The organism is Pseudomonas sp. BTN1, assembly GCF_001907715.1.
Classification (GTDB): domain Bacteria; phylum Pseudomonadota; class Gammaproteobacteria; order Pseudomonadales; family Pseudomonadaceae; genus Aquipseudomonas; species Aquipseudomonas paracarnis.
The window spans coordinates 21,570-43,028 of sequence record NZ_MPBM01000019.1 but is presented as its reverse complement, the minus strand read 5'-3'; the positions used below and the strand labels follow the sequence as shown (position 1 = coordinate 43,028).

Genomic DNA, 21,459 nt, shown 5'->3' with positions numbered 1-21,459 from the left:
ACGCCATCGAGTGGTCATCGTGTCCCGACTTTTTCCCGTTTTTGTCGTATTTGTCACCAGTTTGTTCGTTGCGGGTGCCGCTCAGGCCGAGGTCAAGGTACTGACGAGCATCAAGCCGTTGCAACTGATTGCCGCTGCCGTGCAGGACGGCGTGGCTGTTCCAGAGGTATTGCTGCCGCCGGGGGCGTCGCCGCACAACTTCGCTTTACGCCCATCCGACGTACGGCGTGTGCAGTCGGTGGACCTGCTGTACTGGATCGGGCCGGACATGGAAACGTTTTTGCCGCGTGTGCTCAAAGGCCGTACGGCGCCAACGGTGGCCGTGCAGGACCTGCCAGGCATGAAACTGCGCATCTTCGGCGAAGATAGCCATTCACATGCCGATGAAGCCGACGAACATGACCATGATCACCGCCCAGGCAGTGTGGATGCGCACCTGTGGCTGTCCACGGTCAATGCACGTGTGATCGCCGCTCGGATGGCGGCCGATCTGAGCGCTGCCGACCCAGCCAATGCCGAGCGTTATCAGAGCAATGCGAAGGCCTTCGAAGAACGCCTGAACGCGCTGGATGAGCGCCTGAAGCAGCGTTTGGCGGGCGTTGATGGCAAACCTTATTTCGTGTTCCACGAAGCCTTTGATTACTTCGAAGAGGCGTACGGTTTGAAGCATGCTGGCGTGTTCAGCGTGGCCGCCGAAGTGCAGCCGGGCGCGCAGCACGTAGCGGCGATGCGCGCGCGTTTGCAGGACGTGGGCAAGACTTGCGTGTTCAGCGAGCCGCCGTTGCGACCTCGCTTGGCCGAAACCCTGGTGGCCGGGTTGCCGGTGAAGTTGGCGGAATTGGATGCGTTGGGTGGCTATACGCCGGCTACCGCGCAGGGTTATGAGCAGGTGCTGGAAAAACTCGGCAATGATCTGGCCGGTTGCCTGGAGTCGCTCTGACAGGCAATACAAAACCCCTGTGGGAGCGGGCTTGCCCGCGATAGCGGTGTGTCAGTCGATACCGCTATCGCAGGCAAGCCAGCTCCCACATTGACCGAGTCGGTCTTTTAAAGCGCGAACGGTAGGTGGAGCGTGACCTGCTGACGCTGCGCCAGGCGATGCTCGAACTCAGCCGGGTCGTGAATCAACACATCCTGCCCGGCAAATGACTCGGCCGCGATCAGCCGGGACAGCCAGAACCGTACGCACGCCACGCGCAGCATGGTCGGCCATAGCTCGGCTTCCTTCGCGGTAAACGCTCGTAGCCCCGCGTAAGCGCCCAGCAGCGCCCGGGCACGGTGACCGTCAATCACGCCATCGGCATCCGAGCACCAGTCATTCAAGGCGATTGCCACGTCGTAGAGCATCGGCCCCGAACAGGCGTTGTAGAAGTCGATCAGGCCCGTCAGGTGCGTGCCTTCAAACATCGCGTTATCGCGAAACAGATCGGCGTGCACATTCGCTCGTGGCAGGCCGAGGATGTCAGCCTTGTGAGCGTCGATCTCGGCCAGCGCATCGCGCAACAGGCGTTGCTGGGCCTCGTTGAGGTGCGAAATAAGCTGCGCGCCCTCGCTGAGCATCCACGCCAGGCCGCGGTCGGTCTTGCGTTCAAGTACCTTTTCGCCCTGGGTGGCCAAGTGCAGGTGGCCGAGCAGTTCGCCAACCTGGGCGCAATGCTGCGCATTGGCCTCCTTGATGTGCTTGCCCGCCAGGCGCGGTTGCAGCAAGGCCGGTTTGCCCTTGAGTTCGCGCAAAGCGATACCGTCGGTGGTACGCAGGGCGTACGGCACAGGCAGATCGGCGTCGTGGAGCACGTCAAGCAGTTCGATGAAGAACGGCATTTCTGCCACCGGGCCACGCTCAACCAGGGTCAGGACGAATTCACCCTGTTCCAGGCTGATAAAGAAATTGGTGTTTTCGCTGCCGGCGGCAATCCCTTGGAAATCAAGCAGGCGGCCGAGCCCGTAAGGGGCGAGAAAGGTTTCCAGCTCGGGCCGAGCCAGGGGGGTGAACACAGACATGGTTAAAACTGCCGTTACGGGCGCTGCGGTGGGCAGCGCCGGTTAAAATTAAGAAATCATTTCCATTCGAAGATCTTCCATGACGGGATCAGCATATCCGGCTGGTCAGAGCGGATGAAGTTCGCGTCGGTGCCGTCCGCACGTACCAGAAAGTACGGTGGTGCGCCCTTCGGGGTGACTTTGATTGCGTACAGAAAGCCGTTTTGGCGGTATTCCTGGATGGTTTTGTCGCCTTCCGTGCGAATGGTAACTTCCGGATCACCTCCAGGGGCACTGTCTGCCGCCGTGGCAGCCATCGGAGCGAGTGCAATCAAACCGGTCAACAGCAGGCGATTGAATGTACGCATGATAACCTTGTCCCTTTGTTTTCATTGGTCCGGCTATTCTAGCGCCTGACCCGCCGAAAAGGTTGATCCTGCTCATGAGCCAAGCGCCCCTCGTCCTGGTGGACGGTTCTTCTTATCTGTACCGCGCCTTCCACGCGCTGCCACCGCTGACCACCTCCAAAGGCCTGCCCACCGGTGCGGTCAAGGGCGTGTTGAACATGCTCAAAAGCCTGCGCAAGCAGTACCCGGACAGCCCATTTGCCGTGGTTTTCGACGCCAAGGGTGGGACGTTTCGCGATGAGATGTACGCCGAATACAAAGCCAACCGCCCGAGCATGCCCGATGACATGCGCCTGCAGATCGAGCCGCTGCATCAAAGCGTGATCGCTCTTGGCTTCCCGTTGCTGTGCGTCGAGGGCGTTGAGGCCGATGACGTGATCGGCACTCTGGCCCGCAGCAGCGCGGCCGCCAGCCGCCCGGTAGTGATCTCGACCGGTGACAAAGACATGGCGCAGTTGGTGGACGGCCACATTACCTTGGTCAACACCATGACCGGTAGCTCGATGGACATCGAGGGCGTTAAGGAGAAATTCGGTGTCGCTCCGGAGCAGATCATCGACTATCTGGCGTTGATGGGGGATTCGTCCGACAACATTCCCGGCGTCCCGGGCATTGGCCCCAAGACCGCCTCTGGCTTGCTGGTAGGGGTCAATGGCGGCCTCAAAGAGCTTTATGAGCAGCTGGATATTGTGCCGACCCTGCCCATCCGTGGGGCCAAGACCCTGCCGGCCAAGCTGGAAGAGCATAAGGAGATGGCATTCCTGTCTTATCAGTTGGCGACGATCAAGATCGATGTGCCGCTGGATATCGGGTTGGATGATTTGCACCTGATCGAACCGGATCGCGAAAAGCTGCTGGAGCTGTACACGCTGCTTGAGTTCAAAAGCTGGTACGACGAGATCCAGCGCGATGCCAAGCGTGTCGAGCTCAAATCGGCGAGCGAAGTTGCGCCTGCCGCCGAAATGCCGGTCGAGGCTGTTATATCGGTACCGGTAGAGGCCGTTTACACCACCATTCTGGACCAGGCCACCTTCGACGTGTGGCTGAAAAAACTCCACGATGCGCCGTTGTTTGCTTTCGACACCGAAACCACCGGCATCGACGCCCAGCAGGCGCAATTGGTCGGGGTCTCGTTTGCTGTGCAGCCCCATGAAGCCGCCTACATCCCGCTGACCCATTCCTATATCGGCGCGCCGGATCAATTGGACCGCGACACCGTGCTGCTGGCCCTGAAACCGCTGCTGGAAGACCCGACCAAACTCAAGGTGGGCCAGCACGCCAAGTTCGATATGAACATCCTGGCCAACTGCGCCATTGGCGGCGACCCTGCCCAGGGCATTACCGTGCGCGGCATCGCCTTCGACACCATGCTTGAATCCTACGTGCTCAATTCCACCGCGACGCGGCACGATATGGACAGTCTGGCGAAGAAGTACCTGGACCACGACACGGTCAGCTTCCAAGACATCGCCGGCAAAGGTGCAAAGCAACTCACGTTCGACCAGATCGCCCTTGAGCAAGCCGGCCCCTACGCGGCCGAAGATGCCGACGTGACCTTGCGCCTGCATCAGCACTTGTACGCGCAACTGGCCGCGATCCCGACCCTGGCCAGTGTGCTGACGGACATCGAGATCCCGCTGGTGCCGGTGCTGGCACGCATCGAGCGCCAGGGCGCACTGGTAGACAAGGACCTGCTCGGCATCCAGAGCATCGAGTTGGGTAACAAGATGGTCGAGCTGGAGCGCCAGGCGTACGAGATCGCCGGTGAAGAATTCAACCTGGGTTCGCCCAAGCAGCTCGGGGCGATCCTGTACGAGAAGCTCGGCATGCCGGTGCTGAAGAAAACCGGCAAGGGCCAGGCATCCACGGCTGAGGAAGTACTGGCCAAACTGGCCGAGGATGATTTCCCGCTGCCCAAGGTACTGATGCAGTACCGCAGCATGAGCAAGCTCAAAAGTACCTATACCGACCGCCTGCCGGAACAGATCAACCCGCGTACCGGGCGTATTCATACGTCCTACCATCAGGCCGTCGCGGCGACCGGGCGCTTGTCCTCCAGCGATCCGAACCTGCAGAACATCCCGGTGCGCACCGCCGAGGGGCGGCGCATTCGCCAGGCGTTTGTCGCGCCCAAGGGTTACAAGCTACTAGCGGCGGACTATTCGCAGATCGAGCTGCGGATCATGGCGCATTTGTCCAAGGACGAAGGCTTGATGAACGCCTTCCGCAATGACCTGGACGTGCATACGGCCACGGCGGCCGAAGTGTTCAAGGTCGAGTTGAATGAGGTCACGTCCAACCAGCGCCGCAGCGCCAAGGCGATCAACTTCGGCCTGATTTACGGCATGGGCGCCCAGAAGCTGGGTAAGGACATCGGCGTCGATACCAAGACCGCCAAGGCTTACATCGATGTGTACTTCGCCCGCTACCCAGGGGTGCGCGAATACATGGAGCGCACCCGCGCCCAGGCGGCGGATCAGGGGTATGTCGAAACCTTCTTCGGACGACGGCTGTACTTGCCGGATATCAACTCCAACAAGCCCCAGGAGCGCGCGGCGGCCGAGCGCACAGCGATCAACGCGCCGATGCAGGGCACGGCGGCGGACATCATCAAGAAAGCCATGGTGCAGGTGGATAACTGGCTGACCGAGTCGGGCCTGGATGCCAAGGTTATCCTTCAAGTGCACGACGAATTGGTGCTGGAGGTGCGTGAAGACTTGGTCGCGCAGGTCAGCGAGAAGATTCGCGAGCATATGAGCGCGGCGGCGCAGTTGGACGTGCCTTTGGTGGTGGACGTAGGCGTAGGCGATAACTGGGACGAGGCGCACTGATTCTGCGGCTTTGCCATCATCGCGAGTGGTGGCGAAGCGGTTTAGAGCGCAAACGGGGGTCAGTTATTTCCAATAGTTTTTTGAGCCTGTCGGAACTTAACCTGTGAACTGCCACTCAGAGTTACTGAATGGGTGGTGAAGCCCTTCAATGCTCCTATGTTGTGTTAAGTGTTGGCAGATAATTCCGGACCCCGCCCTAGCGGTCCGGAACTTGAACCCCGAACTTCCCCTCCCCAAAAGAAGTCCGGGGTTTTTTTTGCCCGCAGAAAAGTTATTCGGCGATTTCTGCGCCCTTGTCCGCCAACTCCATCCAGCCGGCCAGTACGGTGTAGGCTTCTTCCAGGCCCATGCGCTTGGGGGCGGAGAACAGTTGAATCGTAATGGTATCGCCCCAGCCCTTACGGATTTCGGACTGAACTTTGAGCAGGGTGTTCTTGGCTGCGCCGTAGGTGAGCTTGTCGGCCTTGGTCAGCAAAATGTGCATCGGCATGCCGCTGGCGACAGCCCAGTCGAGCATCAGCAAGTCGAAGTCGGTCATTGGATGACGGATATCCATCATCAGAATCAAACCCTTCAAACTCTCGCGACCACCCAGGTAAGCCTCAAGGTGACGCTGCCAGTGCAGCTTCAGCGGGATAGGTACTTTTGCATAACCGTAGCCCGGCAGGTCGACCAGACGCCGATCATCGTCTAGCTTGAAGAAATTGAGTAGTTGCGTGCGGCCCGGGGTTTTCGAGGTGCGCGCCAGGCTGGCGTGAGTCAGGGTGTTCAGTGCGCTGGATTTACCGGCGTTGGAACGGCCGGCAAAGGCGACTTCAAAGCCCTCGTCATCGGGGCATTGGTCCACTTTGGCGGCGCTGAGCATGAAGGTGGACTGTTGGCACAGGCCGAGGATGGGGTTCTTGAGTTGCATGAGATTTCCGATGTGGGCGGTGCCGAGAAAGGGTGCGGCAAGCGGTGTCGTTTCCGTTTCAGTAGCGCCAGTATATAATGCCGCAGATTTTGTGTGTGCTTTGTCCCAGCGAAGGATGAGGTTCACGGGAGCGAAAGACCTTTATTGCGCATTAGAACGCAAAACGCTCTCAAACCCTGAATAGGTCGATGTATGGACCGACGGTTGCTCGCTTCTGCTGCCCTGATTCCGCTTTACGGCGCTCAGGCTACACAGGATCAACCGAGTTTGCATGGTCAGGCTGACGCAGTGCGTGACCCAGGGTTTCAAGGCAATGCCGCCGCGTGGTTTGTGCATGGACTGCAGTACTGAGGATTACCAGGCCGTCATTGATTTGATGGTGAGTAAACCCGGTAGATAACTCTTAAACCCTTAGCCGTAGTTGGATTAGCTGATGAACAAACTGATCGTGAGTCTGCTGTTGACCTTGGGCATCACAGGCGCTGCCGTCGCTGCAGAGGGCCCCGTCAAAGGTGATGCCACTGCCGGTCAAGCGAAGGCCGCCGTGTGTGGTGCCTGCCACGGGCCGGATGGTAACAGCCCGGCGCCGAACTTCCCCAAACTGGCCGGCCAGGGTGAACGTTACCTGAGCAAGCAGATGCACGACATCAAGGACGGCAAGCGCACGGTGCTGGAAATGACCGGCCTGCTGACCAATCTCAACGATCAGGACCTGGCGGACCTCGCGGCGTATTTTGCCAGCCAGAAGGGCAGCGTGGGAGCTGCCGATCCTAAACTGGTCGCCCGCGGAGAGCAGTTGTTCCGTGGCGGTAACCTGGAAAAAGGCTTGCCTGCCTGCACCGGTTGCCACTCGCCCAATGGCGCAGGCAACGCTGCCGCAGGCTTCCCGCACCTGAGCGGCCAGCACGCCACCTACATCGCCAAGCAGTTGACCGACTTTCGCAAAGAAGAAGCCGGCCGGGCCAACGATGGGGACGCCATGACTATGCGCACCATCGCTCGCAAGCTGAGCGACGAAGACATCGCAGCCCTCTCCAGTTATATCCAGGGCCTGCACTGACGGGGCTGGGCGTTAACGCTCGATTAATCCCGCGATGCAAGCATAAAAAGGGTGGCTTAGGCCGCCCTTTTTTGTGGCCGCTGCCGTTACACTAACGAACTCATGTCCGCGTAGACCTGTCACAACAAAGGTCGCGTGAGGCGACTTTATTTGTCCAGGAGTAAAGCATGCGTAATCTGATCCTCAGCGCCGCTCTCGTCACTGCCAGCCTCTTCGGCATGACCGCACAAGCTGCCGATGTGCCGCTTGAAGCCGGTAAAACCTATGTTGAGCTGTCTAATCCGGTTCCGGTTGCGGTACCCGGCAAGATCGAGGTGGTGGAGCTGTTCTGGTACGGTTGCCCGCATTGCTACGCGTTCGAGCCGACTATCAACCCATGGGCTGAAAAGCTGCCCAAGGACGTTAACTTCCGTCGCATTCCCGCCATGTTCGGTGGCCCATGGGACGCCCACGGCCAACTGTTCCTGACCCTGGAAGCCATGGGTGTTGAGCACAAGGTCCACAACGCCGTCTTCGAAGCGATCCAGAAACAGGGCAAGCGCCTGACCAAACCGGACGAAATGGCTGACTTCGTTGCTACTCAAGGTGTCGACAAGGACAAGTTCCTGGCGACCTTCAACTCTTTCGCTATCCAGGGCCAGATCAAACAGGCCAAGGAACTCGCGCAGAAGTACGGCGTGCAAGGCGTTCCCACGCTGATCGTCAACGGCAAATACCGTTTCGACCTGGGCAGCACCGGTGGTCCTGAAGCGACCCTCAACGTTGCTGACCAACTGATTGCCAAAGAACGCGCTGCCAAGTAAGGGGCTCGCCATGCGCCGCTGGGGTACCGAGCGTGTCGTTGGCCTGCATGAACCGCAGGTCAACGAGCATCACCTGGAGTCCACAGGCCTGCCGGCAGATAGCCGCTTGCGCCTGCTCAGTTTCAATATCCAGGTGGGCAACAGTACCGAGAAGTATCGGCATTACCTCACGCGTGGCTGGCAGCACCTGCTGCCCCACAAGGGGCGTACCGGTAACCTGCAGAAAATCGGCGACCTGCTCAGCGACTTCGACTTGGTCGCGCTGCAGGAAGCCGACGGCGGCAGCCTGCGCTCCGGCTATATCAACCAGGTGGAACACCTGGCTCAGCTGGGCGCCTTCCCGTACTGGTATCAGCAACTCAACCGCAACCTGGGGCGCCTGGCGCAGCACAGCAATGGCGTACTCAGCCGCCTCAAACCCACGGCTATTGAAGATCACCCCTTGCCAGGCCCCAAAGGGCGCGGGGCGATCCTTGTGCGTTTTGGCGAAGGCCCGGAAGCCTTGGTGGTGGTGATGATGCACCTGGCCCTAGGGGGGCGTACGCGCAACCTGCAACTGGCCTATGTGCGTGAATTGATTGGTAACTACAAGCACCAGGTGCTCATGGGTGACATGAACACCCATGCCAACGACCTGCTGCAGAATTCTCCGCTGCGCGACCTTGGGTTATTGGCGCCGCAAGTCGAAGCCACGTTTCCCAGCTGGCGCCCGCAGCGCTGTCTTGACCATATCCTGCTCAGCCCAAGCCTCACACTGGAAAGTGTGCAAGTGCTGGCGCAGCCCATTTCCGATCACCTGCCGGTCGCGGTAGAGATTCGTCTGCCGGGTTCGCTCACGGCTGATGCATTACCCGCGTTGAGCCCAGGCCCTCGCGGACCCCTTGCATGAGCGACGACGCCCAGCGCTGGAAAGAGAAATACCTCCAGAGCATCGAGCAACAAGACAAACTCGAACGCCGCTGGGCTGCCCGCCTCGATTTGCTGCGCCGCGGGCTGGTGCGCAGCACGCTGGCCGCCGAAGGCACCGACCGAGCTGTCGACCAATGCATGAAGGAAATGCGCGATGTCGTGCGCACGGACGACATGGATGCTGCCCTCGCCGCTTTACTGCCACGCCTGGAAAAGGCCGTGCTGGATTCGGAGCAGCGCCGCGAAACCCGCGTCGACCAGATCAGCGCCGCGCTCACCGCCTTGGTCACCCAGTTGCAAAAGCTGCCGCTGCCCCGCGAGGTGGCTCGTCCGCTGAAAACCTTCGCCAAGCAACTCGATGGTCGCGTGGCGCAAGCGCGGGAGATACCGCTGCTGCTCAGTGAGCTGAGCAGCCTGCAGGGGCAGGCGCTGAATAATCTGGAGCCTGAAGGCGAACCCGCACGCCCAGGCCCGGGTCTGTTGCAACGCCTGTTCGGTAGTAAAGAGGCCGCCGGTGAAGCGCTCCCGGTTGACGCGGAGCCACTGCCGGCAGCGCAATTGGCACCGCCAAAGCCTGCAGCGCCCACACCCGCGCCCGAACCGGAAGAACCTGCGCAATCGGAAGAATTGACCCAAGCCTTGCGTGCCTTTGCACCGCTGTCACCTACGCCCGTGGCCTTGAAGCCTGCGCCTGTTGCAGCGGCCGGAGGGCAAGAGGTCGCCAGCGACACGCCGTTATTCGACGCTCCAGAGCTGCCGTCGATTGCGGCGCCTGCGCAATTATCTGAACCCGACGTGCAGGCGCCTCCGGTTGCGGAGCCTGCTCAAGAAAGCGCACTCGCCGCCTTTATCGAACCGCCGCCGGTTCCAGTCGAAACGCCGGATGAAACCACCATCGGCAGCCTGTCGCTGCCCCCTGTGCTGGAAGGTCCCGAGCCCGACGAACTGCAACCGGACGGCACCTACGCCCTGCCTGATTCGCCTGAACCGTCCTATAGTTCGGTGGCCAAGCACATTGAAGGCACTTTGCTCGGCCTGCTGGAAGACCTTTCCCTGCCTGAACGTCACCAGCCCCAGGCCGAGGCGATGCGTGAACGTCTCGCCCATGGTTTGAATTGGTACGAACTGCTCCCGATCCTGGATGACCTGGCCGTGCTGATGCTGGCGGTCACCGACAGTGGCCAGCATGAGTTCGAGGCTTATCTCAAGCAGCTCAACGAGCGTCTCGAGGCATTCCAGGGTCATCTGCAGGTCGCCAGCGAGGGCCACGCCGACAGCAGCCTGGCCGCGCGGGAGTTGGACACGCAGATTCGCGAGCAGGTCGACGGCCTGCAAAGCAGCGTGCAGGACGCTGCCGACCTGGACAGCCTCAAGCAGGTGCTCGAAAGCCATCTTGAAGGCTTGCTCGGCACCATGGATGAACACCAGCAACAGCGTGACCTGCGCGAACAGGAAGTGGCCGCACGCCTCAAAGGTCTGGCTGAACGCGTGGCCCATATGGAGCAGGAGGCCCAGGGCTACCGCGAGCACCTGGAGGTACAACGCCAGAAGGCCTTGCTCGATCCGCTCACAGGGTTGCCCAACCGTGCGGCGTGGAGCGAACGCCTCGATTACGAAGTCAACGCCTGGCATCAGCGGGGTAACAGCCTGTCGCTGGCCATGCTCGACCTGGACCACTTCAAACGCATCAACGACGGCTACGGTCACCTGGCAGGGGACAAAGTCTTGAAGATCATCGCCAATGTGCTGAGCAAGCGCCTGCGGCCGACGGACTTCATCGCGCGTTTCGGGGGTGAAGAGTTTGTGCTGCTAATGCCCGACTCGGCCTTGGCGGATGCCTTGGCCGTAGGTGAAGTATTGCGTGAGGCTATTGCAGCGTGCCCGTTCCACTTCAAGGGTGAGCCGGTAACGATCACGGTGTCCATGGGCGTGGCGCAGTTTCAACCCGGCGAGCGCAGTGACCTGGCGCTCAAGCGTGCCGATGAAGCGCTCTACAGGGCAAAAGCTGCGGGACGTAATCAGGTGCAGGCGGCATAAAAGATGTTCCATTTTGTAATTTGACCGCTTGGCCGTGAGCCGTACGTTACACTGTTGCATTATCGTCTTTCAGTGTAATGCCTCTCGCCATGAAATCCTTGTATATCGCTTTAGCGTTTCTTCTGCTCGCCGGCTGCGCCAGTGGCCCGCGCCTGAACACCAGCCATCCTTCGGTTAACCACGACAACCGCGTGCAGTTCGTTGTGGTGCATTACACCTCGACCAACCTTGAACGTTCCCTGGCGCTGTTGACCCATGGCCAGGTCAGCAGTCATTACCTGATCGGCGACGACGCCTCCGGCACCATCTACAAGCTGGTGGATGAAAGCCAGCGCGCCTGGCACGCGGGGGAAAGCGAGTGGATGGGGCGCACCTGGCTCAATTCCAGCTCCATCGGTATCGAGATCGTCAACCCAGGGTTCAGCGATACCCCGACGGGGCGTGTGTGGTACCCGTATTCCGAAGCGCAGGTGCAGTCGCTGATCGTGCTGCTCAAGGACATCAGCAAGCGCAATGGCATCGACCCCAAGAACATCATCGGGCACAGCGACATCGCCCCACTGCGCAAGCTGGACCCAGGCCCGTTGTTCCCTTGGAAACGCTTGGCGGCAGAAGGTCTGGCCGTGTGGCCGGATGCCCAGGCAGTGGCCCGGTTCCAGGTGCAGTACGCCGCGCAGTTACCAAGCATTACCTGGTTCCAGGAAGAGCTGGCGCGCCTGGGCTACCAGACGCCGCAGACTGGCGAGCTGGATGTGGCCACGCGGCATGTCATCGCTGCGTTCCAGATGCGCTTTCGCCCGTCATTGTTTGATGGCACCCCGGATGCTGAAAGCGCCGCGATCCTGCGGGCCTTGAATCACCGCTGATGGTGTAAAAATAATAATGTAGGAGCGAGCTTGCTCGCGAAGAACGCATAGACGACGCGGGCTGCCTGACAGCACAGCGTTATCGTTGACGTTTTTCGCGAGCAAGCTCGCTCCTACAGGGGTAATGCCATATAGAACTGCGTACCCTGCCCCGGCCGCGAGTACACACCCATGCGGCCGCCGTGCAATTGCACGATTTCCTTGCACAGTGCCAAACCCAGGCCCGCACCGCCTTTCTTGCGGCCCACCTGCACAAAGGGCTCGAAGATCCGCCCTTGCTGGCCGTAGGCAATGCCTTCGCCGTTATCCTCGACGCTGATAATCACCCGCTCACCATGCCGTCGTGCCTGCAGACGAATCTGCCCGCCTTCGGCGGTGTGGCGCAGGGCATTACCCAGCAGGTTGTCGAGCACCCGCTCCAGTTGCACTTGGTCGGCATACAGCCGTGGCAATTCAGGTTGAGCTTCTACCAGCAACTCAATGTGCTGGGCGTTCGCAGGCTCAGCAAATCGGGCCCGTGCGTGCTCCAGCAAGTCGGTGACATCGCACGTGCCCAAGGTGAGTTTTTGCAGGCCGTTCTGGTAACGCGAGAAGTTGAGCAGGTCATTGATCAACTGCATCAGGCGCTGCATCTCTTCATTGACCGTATCCAGCAGGTCCGCCTCGCGGGAGTCCGGTGGGAACTTGGCCCGCTCACGGAACAACCCGAAGGCCATGTGCATGCCGGTAACCGGGGTGCGCAGCTCATGGGAGGCGCGCAACACGAACTCGCTGCGCACCCGTTCGAAGGCGCGCTGTTCTGTCACATCATGCAGCACCATCACGGCCCCGAGAATGTGCCCCTGTGTATGGCTAACCGGGGTCAGGCTGTAGGTCAGCAGGCGTAACTCACCCTCGACTTCCACCTCCAGATCATCCGGGGCCCGCTCCAGGTTGCCGCCGCGTAGCACCAGTTGCAGCTGTTCATCCATTTCCGCGCGACCCATGGCTTCGCCAAGCCCTTGACCCAGCCGCTCCTCATCCCAGCCCAATTGGCGCTGCGCCACAGGGTTGAGGTGCTCCAGGCAGCCTTGGCGATCAATCATCAACAGGCCGTCATCGATACTGTCGAGCACCGCTTGCAGGCGCTGCTGGCCGGCCAGCAGCTCATCGATGTTAGTGGCCTGATGTTGGCGCAACGCTTCGGCCATGATGCCGAAACGGCGGGTCAGCAGGTTCATTTCCGCTGCGGAGGAGATCGGCAGCGTGACTTCAAAGTCGCCCTGCCCGATCTTGTCGGCGGCCTTGGCCAGGGCCTCGATGGGACCACCGAAACGCCGGGCGATGCCATGGGCCGTGACGAAACCGATGATCAGCACCGCGAGCCCCACCAGCCCGAGCAGGCCCGCTATCAACAACGCGCGCTCACGGGATTTATGCTCACTGGTACTGATATTTTCCAGCGCCCGCTTGTGTTCGGCAATCAAGCCGTTGCGCAGTATGTTGAAGGTTTCGGTGAGCTTTTCCTTGCTGCCCGCAGGCGGTGATGCCTGTTGGGATTGGTCAAACGCATTGAGCAGATTCTGGTAATCCGAGCGTGCCTGGCTGAAACCATGGTTTTTGCCGTCGGCCTGTTCATGGGCGATGCCCTGGTCCAAAAGATCGAAATAATGCTGCTTTGAGGCTTGCAGGGCGTCTGGGTCGGGACGCTTCTCCAGCATCATGATCAACTGGTCGCCCAGGCTCTGACGCAACTTGAGCCCCAGGTCCAGGGTGATGAAATTACTGCGGATCAACGATTCCTGGGTCTTGGCCATTTGCATGACGCTGACCAAGCCCAGGATCAACCCCAGCAAAGCCACGGTAATCAACGCTGAGATGCTCAGGAATAACCGGGTGCGCAGTTTCATCGCGAGCTTCATAAAGTCCTGTTCAAAGGTTGTACTGCTTGCGTTTGCGGTACAGCGTCGACGCATCGATGCCGAGTGTGCGGGCCGCTTGGTCCAGCGTGTCGCTGGTCGCAAGTACGGCGCCGATATGAGCTTTTTCCAGCTCGTCCAGGCTCAAAGCCGCTCCGATACGCGGTGCATTGTTGGCCGGTTGCTCGGCCATCCCCAGGTGGCTGATCTCCACCTTTTCCTGAGGGCAGATGATGCTGGCGCGTTCCACCACGTTACGCAGTTCGCGGATGTTGCCGGGCCAGCGATAGTTGAGTAGCGCTTCGCGGGCATTATCACTGAAGCCGCGTGCCGGGCGTGCGTATTCCTTGACGAAGCGGGCAAGGAAGCGGTCAGCCAGGGTCAGGATGTCTTCACTGCGTTCGCGCAGCGGCGGCAAGTGCAAGGTGATGACATTCAGGCGGTAGAGCAAGTCTTCACGGAACCGGCCATCGCGCACCATGTCTTCCAGGTTCAGGTTGGTGGCTGCGAGGATGCGCACGTCGGCGCGGCGAGTGACCGGGTCGCCCACGCGCTCATACTCTTTGTCCTGGATAAACCGCAGCAACTTGGGTTGCAACGTGAGGGGGAAATCGCCGATCTCGTCGAGAAACAGCGTGCCGCCGTCCGCCTGATTCACTCGGCCCAAGGTGCTTTCACTGGCGCCGGTGAACGCGCCGCGGCTGTGGCCGAACAGTTCGCTTTCCATTAGTTCGGCGGTCAGTGAGGGGCAGTTGATGGTCACGCAGGACTTCTTCGAGCGTTTGCTCCAGCCGTGTATCGCCCGGGCCAACTCACCTTTACCGGTGCCGGACTCGCCGAGGATCAAGATGTTGGCGTCCGTTCCGGCCACCTGCCGCGCGGTTTCCAACACCACCATCATGGCCGGACTATGGGAGTCGAGGCCGTCTTTGGGCTGGCGCACTTCGCCTTCCAGTGCTTCCAACCGCGCTGAGAGCTGACGCACTTCCAGTTGCTTGGCGGTAGCCAGGCGCAATTGGTCTGGGCTGCAAGGTTTGACCAGGTAGTCGGCGGCGCCAGCCTGGATGGCGTCCACGGCGGTATCCACAGCCGAATGGGCGGTCACAATCACCACGCGCATCCACGGAGCCTGCACGCGCATCTGGGCCAGCACGTCCAGGCCATTGTCCTCGCCCAGCCGCAGGTCGAGGAAGCACAGGTCGAACACCTGACGCTGCATCAGGGCATCGGCCTGTGCGGCGCTGTTCGCGGTGGCGACGGTGTAGCCCTCATCTTCCAGGCAATAGCGGAAGGTGCGCAGGATCGCGGATTCGTCATCCACTAAAAGAATGCGGCCTTGAAGTTCCTTGGCTGAATCCATCTGTCCCGCACTCCTTAACTATAAATGTGATGGTGTTTAGTCCCGGAATAATCGGGCAAGTTGCATGGTTTATTCTGATTCATAAAAGGCTTCTTCGTGCAGCTATCTGTGCGCCTTCCTACAGACGTGGTTTGCGGACATTTTCAGGGCTTATTGCTCTTCGACCCTTCGATGTGTGCGCCAAGTGTCTGGTTCCGTCTACTGGGCATCGTGCATTTCGCACGGCCTATACCGAGGCATCGTGCAGGATGCTAGGCGATGATTCCATCGATCAAGTATAACTTATTGATTTTATTAGGTTTTATTTTGCAATAAAGCTGGCATGCACTCTGCAATATCTCCCCCAAGAGCGTCATGAACGAATAATCAGAATGCGGGAGTAATGCTGTATGACTCGCCAAAGCTTCAGCCAATTGCGTGTATCGCCGCTGCGCTTGCAGCAGGGCCTGTTCGCCAGCCTGGCGTTGATGGTCACGTTGATTGCCGGCCAGCAGTTGCAGCATTGGCAGGAGCGTGCGCAGCCAGCCCCGCAATTTGAACGTCCCGTCATGACCCAGACCCATTTCCGTTCCATTGGCAGCGCCAGCGCCGATGTGACTGCCCCGCAATTGAGCCTGGTAGATCAGGGTTCCACTCTGGACGAACTGCCGGCCCATGACCGTTGGGTGTTCTAGGCAAAAAACGTCGCTCATGTTGAGCGACTGCACGGCATCACCGCTGTTACCCCTATAGAAGCATAAGGAGAATCACCATGTTGAGTTGGGCAATCACATTTCTGATCATCGCCATTGTGGCCGCAGTCCTGGGCTTCGGTGGTATCGCGGGCACCGCCACCGGCATCGCCAAGATCCTGTTTGTGGTCTTCCTGGTGATGTTTATCGCTTCGTTCTTCTTTGGTCGCAAAGGCCGAGGTTGAATATGGTCAGCCTGCCTTTTAAAGCCCTTGCTGCTGCCCTGCTGTTGGGCGGCAGTGGCCTTGCCTTGGCCGCCAATGACGGTCAATCCCGGGCTAACGAATTGCTCAGCGCGGATCCGCAGTACCGTGAAACCTGGCAAGACGTGGTGAAGAAAGAGGAACGCCTGCCCGAATGGGTGATGAACCTGTCGGGCACGGCCGAGCAAATGAATGCCGTTGAGGAAGATGGCGACAAGTATTTGGTCGGGCCGCTCTGCGAAACCGCAGACACCTGCCTGAACAAGCGCTTGATCGTCGCCTTCAGCCTCGACAAGGAAGATGCCTACGCCATGTTGGTGGAAGTCCCGGCTGGTTTGCCAGCGGACAAGTCGCCGACACGGCACGCCGATTACCGTTTTCTCGGTAAGCCGGACGAGGGTATGCAAAAGCTGCTGATGGAGCAGCTCAAGAAAGACCCGAATTGGTACTAGGTTCCGTCTGACGGAGCTGGCGTCCATAGAAGGAAGCCCTTGTGCTTCTTTCTGTTTGCATCGCTCCTTGAGTGATGCATGACCAGGGGGCCGGGTTGCTCTGATCGATCAGGATCGGCGTGACCTACGGGTACAGGGAGTACCTGCGCAAGGGCCGGGTCAGGCGAAAAGCTGCGACGCAAGTTCACAAGACCTCAAGCTTGCTGAACTTGCGGCGGGCTTACGACTCTCATCCCCGCGTTTCATGCCGCTCATAGCCGCCGTTTTGCTTTTTGCCTCTGGCCAACCATTACCGGGTATGTCGGTGTGACCATCTATCGAGAATTTTTCATCGGCGCTATAGGATCTTTCTGGCGCTAGGTGATGGATTTCTCAGACATTTCTGCCAATCAATCCGAGTCGTCCAGTATCTCTGCGCGAGCCTGATTTAGCCGCTCAACGGCATATTCACCCGCCGGAATGGCAGATACGAACTGACCGTTTGGACAAATTATTTCAAAAAAAGCCATGCCGATTCGGCATGGGGTAGGCGTTTACGGCATTAGACGTCGCTCCCTTGCATGGGAATAGTTGCGCCTTTTTTCGCCTGCCAGTAAGCCATTTCGGCCACGCTGCGGTGACCTTCCATGGAGGCAGATGCACACACTTTTTCGCTTTCGAGCGTTGCAGCTGGCGCATTTGCCGTAAGTCCACTTGAAGCAAGGGTAATGACATGAAGAAGGCAAAGCTAAGCCTCGCCTGGCAGATCCTCATCGGTTTGGTACTGGGCATTGCAATCGGTGCAGTACTCAACCATTTCAGTGCTGAAAAGGCCTGGTGGATCAGCAATGTGTTGCAGCCGGCGGGCGATATCTTTATCCGCCTGATCAAGATGATCGTGATCCCGATTGTGATTTCTTCGCTGATCGTCGGTATCGCCGGTGTAGGCGACGCGAAAAAGCTCGGTCGTATCGGCGTCAAAACCATCCTCTACTTCGAAATCGTCACCACCATCGCCATCGTGGTGGGCCTGTTGCTCGCCAACCTGTTCCACCCAGGCGCTGGCATCGACATGAGTACCCTGGGTACCGTGGATATCTCCAAGTACCAGGCGACTGCCGCCGAAGTGCAGCATGAACATGCGTTCATCGAAACCATCCTCAACCTGATCCCCTCGAACATCTTCGCCGCTGTTGCCCGTGGCGAGATGCTGCCGATCATCTTCTTCTCGGTGCTGTTCGGCCTGGGGCTGTCGAGCCTCAAGCCTGAGCTGCGCGAGCCGCTGGTGACCATGTTCCAGGGCGTGTCCGAGAGTATGTTCAAAGTCACCCACATGATCATGAAGTACGCCCCTATCGGTGTATTCGCGCTGATCGCGGTGACGGTCGCCAACTTCGGCTTCGCCTCGCTGCTGCCGCTGGCCAAGCTGGTGATCCTGGTTTACGTCGCGATCCTGTTCTTCGCCTTCGCGGTCCTGGGTTTGATCGCCCGCCTGTTCGGCTTCTCGATCCTCAAGCTGATCCGCATCTTCAAAGATGAGTTGGTATTGGCTTACTCCACCGCCAGCTCCGAAACCGTGCTGCCGCGTGTGATCGAAAAGATGGAAGCCTACGGCGCGCCGAAAGCGATCTGCAGCTTCGTGGTGCCGACCGGTTATTCGTTCAACCTCGACGGTTCGACCCTGTACCAGAGCATCGCAGCAATCTTCATTGCCCAGCTGTATGGCATCGACCTGTCGATCGGCCAGCAATTGATGTTGGTACTGACCCTGATGGTGACCTCCAAAGGCATCGCCGGCGTGCCGGGCGTGTCCTTCGTGGTGTTGCTGGCGACGCTGGGCAGCGTGGGCATCCCACTGGAAGGCTTGGCGTTTATCGCCGGTGTCGACCGTGTGATGGACATGGCGCGTACCGCCCTGAACGTGATCGGCAACGCCTTGGCCGTACTGGTTATCTCCCGTTGGGAAGGCATGTACGACGACGCCAAGGGCGAGCGCTATTGGAATTCCTTGCCGCACTGGCGCAGCAAGGAAGCCCTGCCTACGGCACAAGCCACCCGTAGCTGATTGCAGATTGATCGAAAACAAACCCCGGAGAATTCCGGGGTTTGTCGTTTCTGCCAGCCCCGTTATCATTCGCCCCATCTTTCGGGGGATTTATCTGATGCTCAATGGCCTGTGGCTTGGCTTCTTTGTCGTGGCAATGGTGTCAGCGCTGGCGCAATGGCTGGTGGGCGGTAACGCCGGGATCTTCGCGGCGATGGTCGAAAGCATTTTCGCCATGGCCAAATTATCGGTGGAAGTCATGGTGCTGCTGTTCGGTACCCTGACGTTATGGCTGGGCTTTCTGCGGATCGCCGAAAAAGCCGGGATCGTCGATTGGCTGGCCAAGGCCCTCGGCCCGCTGTTTCGCCGCCTGATGCCCGAAGTGCCCGCCGGGCACCCCGCGATCGGTTTGATCACCCTCAACTTTGCCGCCAACGGCCTGGGCCTGGACAACGCCGCCACGCCCATCGGCCTGAAAGCCATGAAGGCGCTGCAAGAGCTCAACCCCATCCCCAATACGGCGACCAACGCTCAGATCCTGTTCCTGGTGCTCAACGCGTCCTCGCTGACGCTGTTGCCGGTGACCATCTTCATGTACCGCGCCCAGCAAGGCGCTGCGGACCCGACGCTGGTGTTCCTGCCGATCCTGCTGGCCACCAGCGCCTCGACGCTGGTGGGCCTGCTGTCGGTGGCGGTGATGCAGCGCCTGCGTTTGTGGGACCCGGTGGTGCTGGCCTATCTGATCCCCGGCGCGCTGGTACTGGGCGGCTTCATGGCGCTGCTGGCGACCCTGTCTGCCACAGCGCTGGCCGGTTTGTCGTCGATCCTGGGCAACCTCACGCTGTTTGGCTTGATCATGCTGTTCCTGGTGATCGGCGCGTTGCGCAAGGTCAAGGTGTACGAGGCCTTTGTCGAAGGCGCCAAGGAAGGCTTCGACGTGGCCAAGAACCTGTTGCCCTATCTGGTGGCGATGCTGTGTGCGGTTGGCGTGTTGCGTGCCTCGGGCGCCTTGGAGTTCGGCCTGGAAGGGATTCGCCATGTGGTGGCCTGGACGGGCCTGGATACGCGCTTTGTCGACGCGCTGCCGACCGCGATGGTCAAGCCGTTCTCCGGCAGCGCGGCGCGGGCGATGCTGATCGAGACCATGCAGACCCAGGGTGTGGACAGCTTCCCGGCCTTGGTGGCGGCGACGATTCAGGGCAGTACGGAAACCACTTTCTATGTGTTGGCGGTGTACTTTGGTTCGGTGGGGATCCAGCGGGCTCGGCATGCGGTGGGGTGTGCGTTGTTCGCGGAGTTTGCTGGTGTGGTCGCGGCTGTTTCGGTGTGCTACTGGTTTTTTGGTTAAGGCTACAATCGCTATCGCAGGCAAGCCAGCTCCCACTTTGACTGTGTTCACAAATCAGACTGTGGGAGCTGGCTTGCCTGCGATGAGGTCCTCAAGGTTTCAGTGCTGTATTGCCCTGACTCACCACCCAATCCACCACCTGCTTATTCAACTGATCCCCAGCCTGGCCAAAAGCAGCCACCACCGCTGGCACCTGGGTGTCACTCACCGGCTGCCTCACTTCAAACCGACGGCTGGCGATAATCCTTTGATCACGCCCACGCACCAATCGCGCGTCGAGGCGAATCACCACCTCCACCGTCTTGCCCCGATACTCGCTCTGAAACGCCTGCAACTGCCCGCCCAGTTCATAGTCGGCTTGCAGGTTGGTCTCGTCAGTGCTCAACAATGTCACGCGCCCGTCGCGCTGGAAGCCATCCAGCAGGCGATTACGCAGCAGCACCGGCGCCGGGTCGCTCCAGCGCGAGTTCGCGTAGTTGCTGATCAAGTTGCCATCTGGCACCACGGCGATGCGCGGGCTGTCGAGAAACTCGCTGGTCTGCGGCTTGGTCACGCGCAGCGACCAACTCACCGGCGTGCCTTGGCTGGCCGGCTGGGTGGACGCCAGGCGGTACACGTCTGAAGGGTCCGGCTTGGGTAGGATCGAGCACGCGCTGACCAGTGCCAGGGCCATGGGGACGATCATGTGATACGCACGCTTCATGGCGTGAACTCCTTGTTCTTGTCGCTGCCCAGCAGGTAACCGCTGGGGTTGGCTTCCAGACGGCGGGAGATGGCGCGCAGCGAGCCGAGGGTTTCACGCAACTCGCGCACGGCTGGCGCCAGTTCGTTGAGGCCCTGCATGCCGCTGTTCACCGAGTCCTGGTTATTGGTCAGCAAGGTATTGATGGTGGCGGTGCTTTGCTCCAGGGATTTCATCGCCTGCTCGGCGCTGCCGAAGGCTTGCTTACCTTGTTCACTGAGCAAACCATTGGCGCTGCGCATCAGCACGGTGGTTTGCTCCAGCGCCGCGCCCGCCTGTTTGCTCACTTGCATCAATTGCTGCATCACCACCTTGATGTCGCCGCGTTGCTCGGCAATGGCGCCGGTGGTTTGTTGCAGGTTGTCCAGGGTGTTGCTCAGGCGTTCGACGTTTTCCCGCGAGAACAGGTGGTTGGCGTTGTGCAGCAGCAGGTTGACGCTGGTCATCAGGTCGTTGCTGTTATTGAGCAGGCGTGCGATAGGCGATGGCGATGCGATGATTTCCGGCAGGTTGCCGTCCTTGCCCTTGAGCTCCGGGCTCTGCGGGGTGCCGCCACTGAGCTGGATGATCGAGGTGCCGGTGATACCGGTCAGGGCCAGTTTGGCCTGGGTGTCTTCCTTGATTGGCGTTTGCCCGGCCAGGCGGATGCGCGCCAGGACGCGGCGTGGGTCTTTGGGGTCCAGGCGCAGGCTGATCACGTCGCCCACCTTGATGCCGCTGTACTGCACCGCACTGCCCTGGGACAGGCCGCTGACCGCTTCGTTGAAGATCACTTCGTAATCCTGGAAGGCGGTATCGACGCTGGACTTGGCCAGCCACAGGCCAAACAGCATCGCGCCGACCACCACAATTACGCTGAACAGTCCGATCATCACATGATGGGCTCGGGTTTCCAT

General features: G+C 59.9%; 19 protein-coding genes and 1 pseudogene. 13 read left to right on the top strand and 7 right to left on the bottom strand.

The annotated features are described in order from the left end of the window. Nucleotides 1–10: 10 nt before the first annotated feature. A complete protein-coding gene (locus BMH52_RS07825; RefSeq protein ID WP_072435322.1) occupies nucleotides 11–940 on the top strand; it encodes a zinc ABC transporter substrate-binding protein in 930 nt (309 codons plus the stop codon). A 107-nt stretch (nucleotides 941–1,047) separates the two neighbouring features. Here BMH52_RS07825 and BMH52_RS07820 read toward each other — a convergent pair whose 3' ends face one another. Beyond that, the gene (locus tag BMH52_RS07820) at nucleotides 1,048–2,001 is read right to left on the bottom strand and encodes a homoserine kinase (RefSeq protein ID WP_014716337.1); all 954 of its coding nucleotides are present in this window, start codon (nucleotides 1,999–2,001) and stop codon (nucleotides 1,048–1,050) included. A gap of 56 nt (nucleotides 2,002–2,057) precedes the next feature. Next, on the bottom strand, nucleotides 2,058–2,348 hold the full coding sequence (locus BMH52_RS07815; RefSeq protein WP_014716338.1) for a DUF2782 domain-containing protein: 291 nt from the start codon (nucleotides 2,346–2,348) through the stop codon (nucleotides 2,058–2,060). A 74-nt stretch (nucleotides 2,349–2,422) separates the two neighbouring features. On the opposite strand from BMH52_RS07815, the gene polA reads away from it, so the two are divergent. Next, nucleotides 2,423–5,218, top strand: coding sequence for a DNA polymerase I (gene polA / locus BMH52_RS07810; protein WP_014716339.1), 2,796 nt, complete (start codon nucleotides 2,423–2,425; stop codon nucleotides 5,216–5,218). Nucleotides 5,219–5,489: 271 nt separating this feature from the next. On the opposite strand, the gene yihA is transcribed toward polA, so the two are convergent. Further along, nucleotides 5,490–6,131, bottom strand: coding sequence for a ribosome biogenesis GTP-binding protein YihA/YsxC (yihA, locus tag BMH52_RS07805; protein ID WP_003187369.1), 642 nt, complete (start codon nucleotides 6,129–6,131; stop codon nucleotides 5,490–5,492). Between the two features lie 192 nt (nucleotides 6,132–6,323). Between yihA and BMH52_RS29530 the strand changes: the two are divergent. The 6 genes and pseudogenes from BMH52_RS29530 to BMH52_RS07775 all read left to right on the top strand — a co-directional run bounded on the left by BMH52_RS29530 (nucleotide 6,324) and on the right by BMH52_RS07775 (nucleotide 11,806). Beyond that, nucleotides 6,324–6,531 (top strand): annotated as a pseudogene (locus BMH52_RS29530) (cytochrome). A gap of 33 nt (nucleotides 6,532–6,564) precedes the next feature. Then, on the top strand, nucleotides 6,565–7,191 hold the full coding sequence (locus BMH52_RS07795) for a cytochrome c4 (RefSeq protein ID WP_014716340.1): 627 nt from the start codon (nucleotides 6,565–6,567) through the stop codon (nucleotides 7,189–7,191). 167 nt (nucleotides 7,192–7,358) lie between these two features. Next, a complete protein-coding gene (gene dsbA / locus BMH52_RS07790) occupies nucleotides 7,359–7,994 on the top strand; it encodes a thiol:disulfide interchange protein DsbA (protein ID WP_014716341.1) in 636 nt (211 codons plus the stop codon). A 10-nt stretch (nucleotides 7,995–8,004) separates the two neighbouring features. Next, a complete protein-coding gene (locus BMH52_RS07785) occupies nucleotides 8,005–8,883 on the top strand; it encodes an endonuclease/exonuclease/phosphatase family protein (protein WP_003187377.1) in 879 nt (292 codons plus the stop codon). Then, nucleotides 8,880–10,940, top strand: a complete 2,061-nt coding sequence (locus BMH52_RS07780) for a GGDEF domain-containing protein (protein ID WP_032903957.1) — start codon at nucleotides 8,880–8,882, stop codon at nucleotides 10,938–10,940. The genes BMH52_RS07785 and BMH52_RS07780 overlap by 4 nt, the downstream gene beginning before the upstream one ends. A gap of 89 nt (nucleotides 10,941–11,029) precedes the next feature. Beyond that, nucleotides 11,030–11,806: an N-acetylmuramoyl-L-alanine amidase gene (locus tag BMH52_RS07775; RefSeq protein ID WP_014716344.1), complete on the top strand. Its 777-nt coding sequence runs from the start codon at nucleotides 11,030–11,032 to the stop codon at nucleotides 11,804–11,806. Between the two features lie 113 nt (nucleotides 11,807–11,919). Here the strand turns inward: BMH52_RS07775 and BMH52_RS07770 are convergent, their stop codons facing one another. Further along, nucleotides 11,920–13,707, bottom strand: a complete 1,788-nt coding sequence (locus BMH52_RS07770; protein ID WP_020301401.1) for a KinB sensor domain-containing domain — start codon at nucleotides 13,705–13,707, stop codon at nucleotides 11,920–11,922. Nucleotides 13,708–13,717: 10 nt separating this feature from the next. Further along, nucleotides 13,718–15,064 (bottom strand): sigma-54-dependent response regulator transcription factor AlgB, encoded by a 1,347-nt coding sequence (gene algB / locus BMH52_RS07765; protein ID WP_014716346.1) that lies wholly within the window; start codon nucleotides 15,062–15,064, stop codon nucleotides 13,718–13,720. Nucleotides 15,065–15,453: 389 nt separating this feature from the next. Here algB and BMH52_RS07760 point away from each other — a divergent pair, with 389 nt between their 5' ends. From BMH52_RS07760 to BMH52_RS07740, 5 genes are all read left to right on the top strand, one after another. Beyond that, nucleotides 15,454–15,738 carry a hypothetical protein gene (locus BMH52_RS07760; RefSeq protein WP_014716347.1) on the top strand — a complete coding sequence of 95 codons (285 nt, stop codon included), beginning with the start codon at nucleotides 15,454–15,456 and terminating at the stop codon, nucleotides 15,736–15,738. Between the two features lie 77 nt (nucleotides 15,739–15,815). Next, a complete protein-coding gene (locus tag BMH52_RS07755; protein ID WP_003187386.1) occupies nucleotides 15,816–15,980 on the top strand; it encodes a DUF1328 domain-containing protein in 165 nt (54 codons plus the stop codon). 2 nt (nucleotides 15,981–15,982) lie between these two features. Further along, nucleotides 15,983–16,450 carry an inhibitor of vertebrate lysozyme family protein gene (locus tag BMH52_RS07750; RefSeq protein WP_014716348.1) on the top strand — a complete coding sequence of 156 codons (468 nt, stop codon included), beginning with the start codon at nucleotides 15,983–15,985 and terminating at the stop codon, nucleotides 16,448–16,450. 712 nt (nucleotides 16,451–17,162) lie between these two features. Further along, nucleotides 17,163–18,494, top strand: a complete 1,332-nt coding sequence (gene gltP / locus BMH52_RS07745; protein WP_003187390.1) for a glutamate/aspartate:proton symporter GltP — start codon at nucleotides 17,163–17,165, stop codon at nucleotides 18,492–18,494. A 97-nt stretch (nucleotides 18,495–18,591) separates the two neighbouring features. Then, the gene (locus BMH52_RS07740) at nucleotides 18,592–19,821 is read left to right on the top strand and encodes a nucleoside recognition domain-containing protein (protein WP_019816928.1); all 1,230 of its coding nucleotides are present in this window, start codon (nucleotides 18,592–18,594) and stop codon (nucleotides 19,819–19,821) included. A 91-nt stretch (nucleotides 19,822–19,912) separates the two neighbouring features. On the opposite strand, the gene lptE is transcribed toward BMH52_RS07740, so the two are convergent. Both lptE and BMH52_RS07730 read right to left on the bottom strand, forming a co-directional pair. Next, on the bottom strand, nucleotides 19,913–20,524 hold the full coding sequence (gene lptE, locus BMH52_RS07735; RefSeq protein WP_019816929.1) for an LPS assembly lipoprotein LptE: 612 nt from the start codon (nucleotides 20,522–20,524) through the stop codon (nucleotides 19,913–19,915). Next, nucleotides 20,521–21,459, bottom strand: coding sequence for an MlaD family protein (locus tag BMH52_RS07730; protein ID WP_003187394.1), 939 nt, complete (start codon nucleotides 21,457–21,459; stop codon nucleotides 20,521–20,523). Before BMH52_RS07730 ends, lptE begins: the two co-directional genes overlap by 4 nt.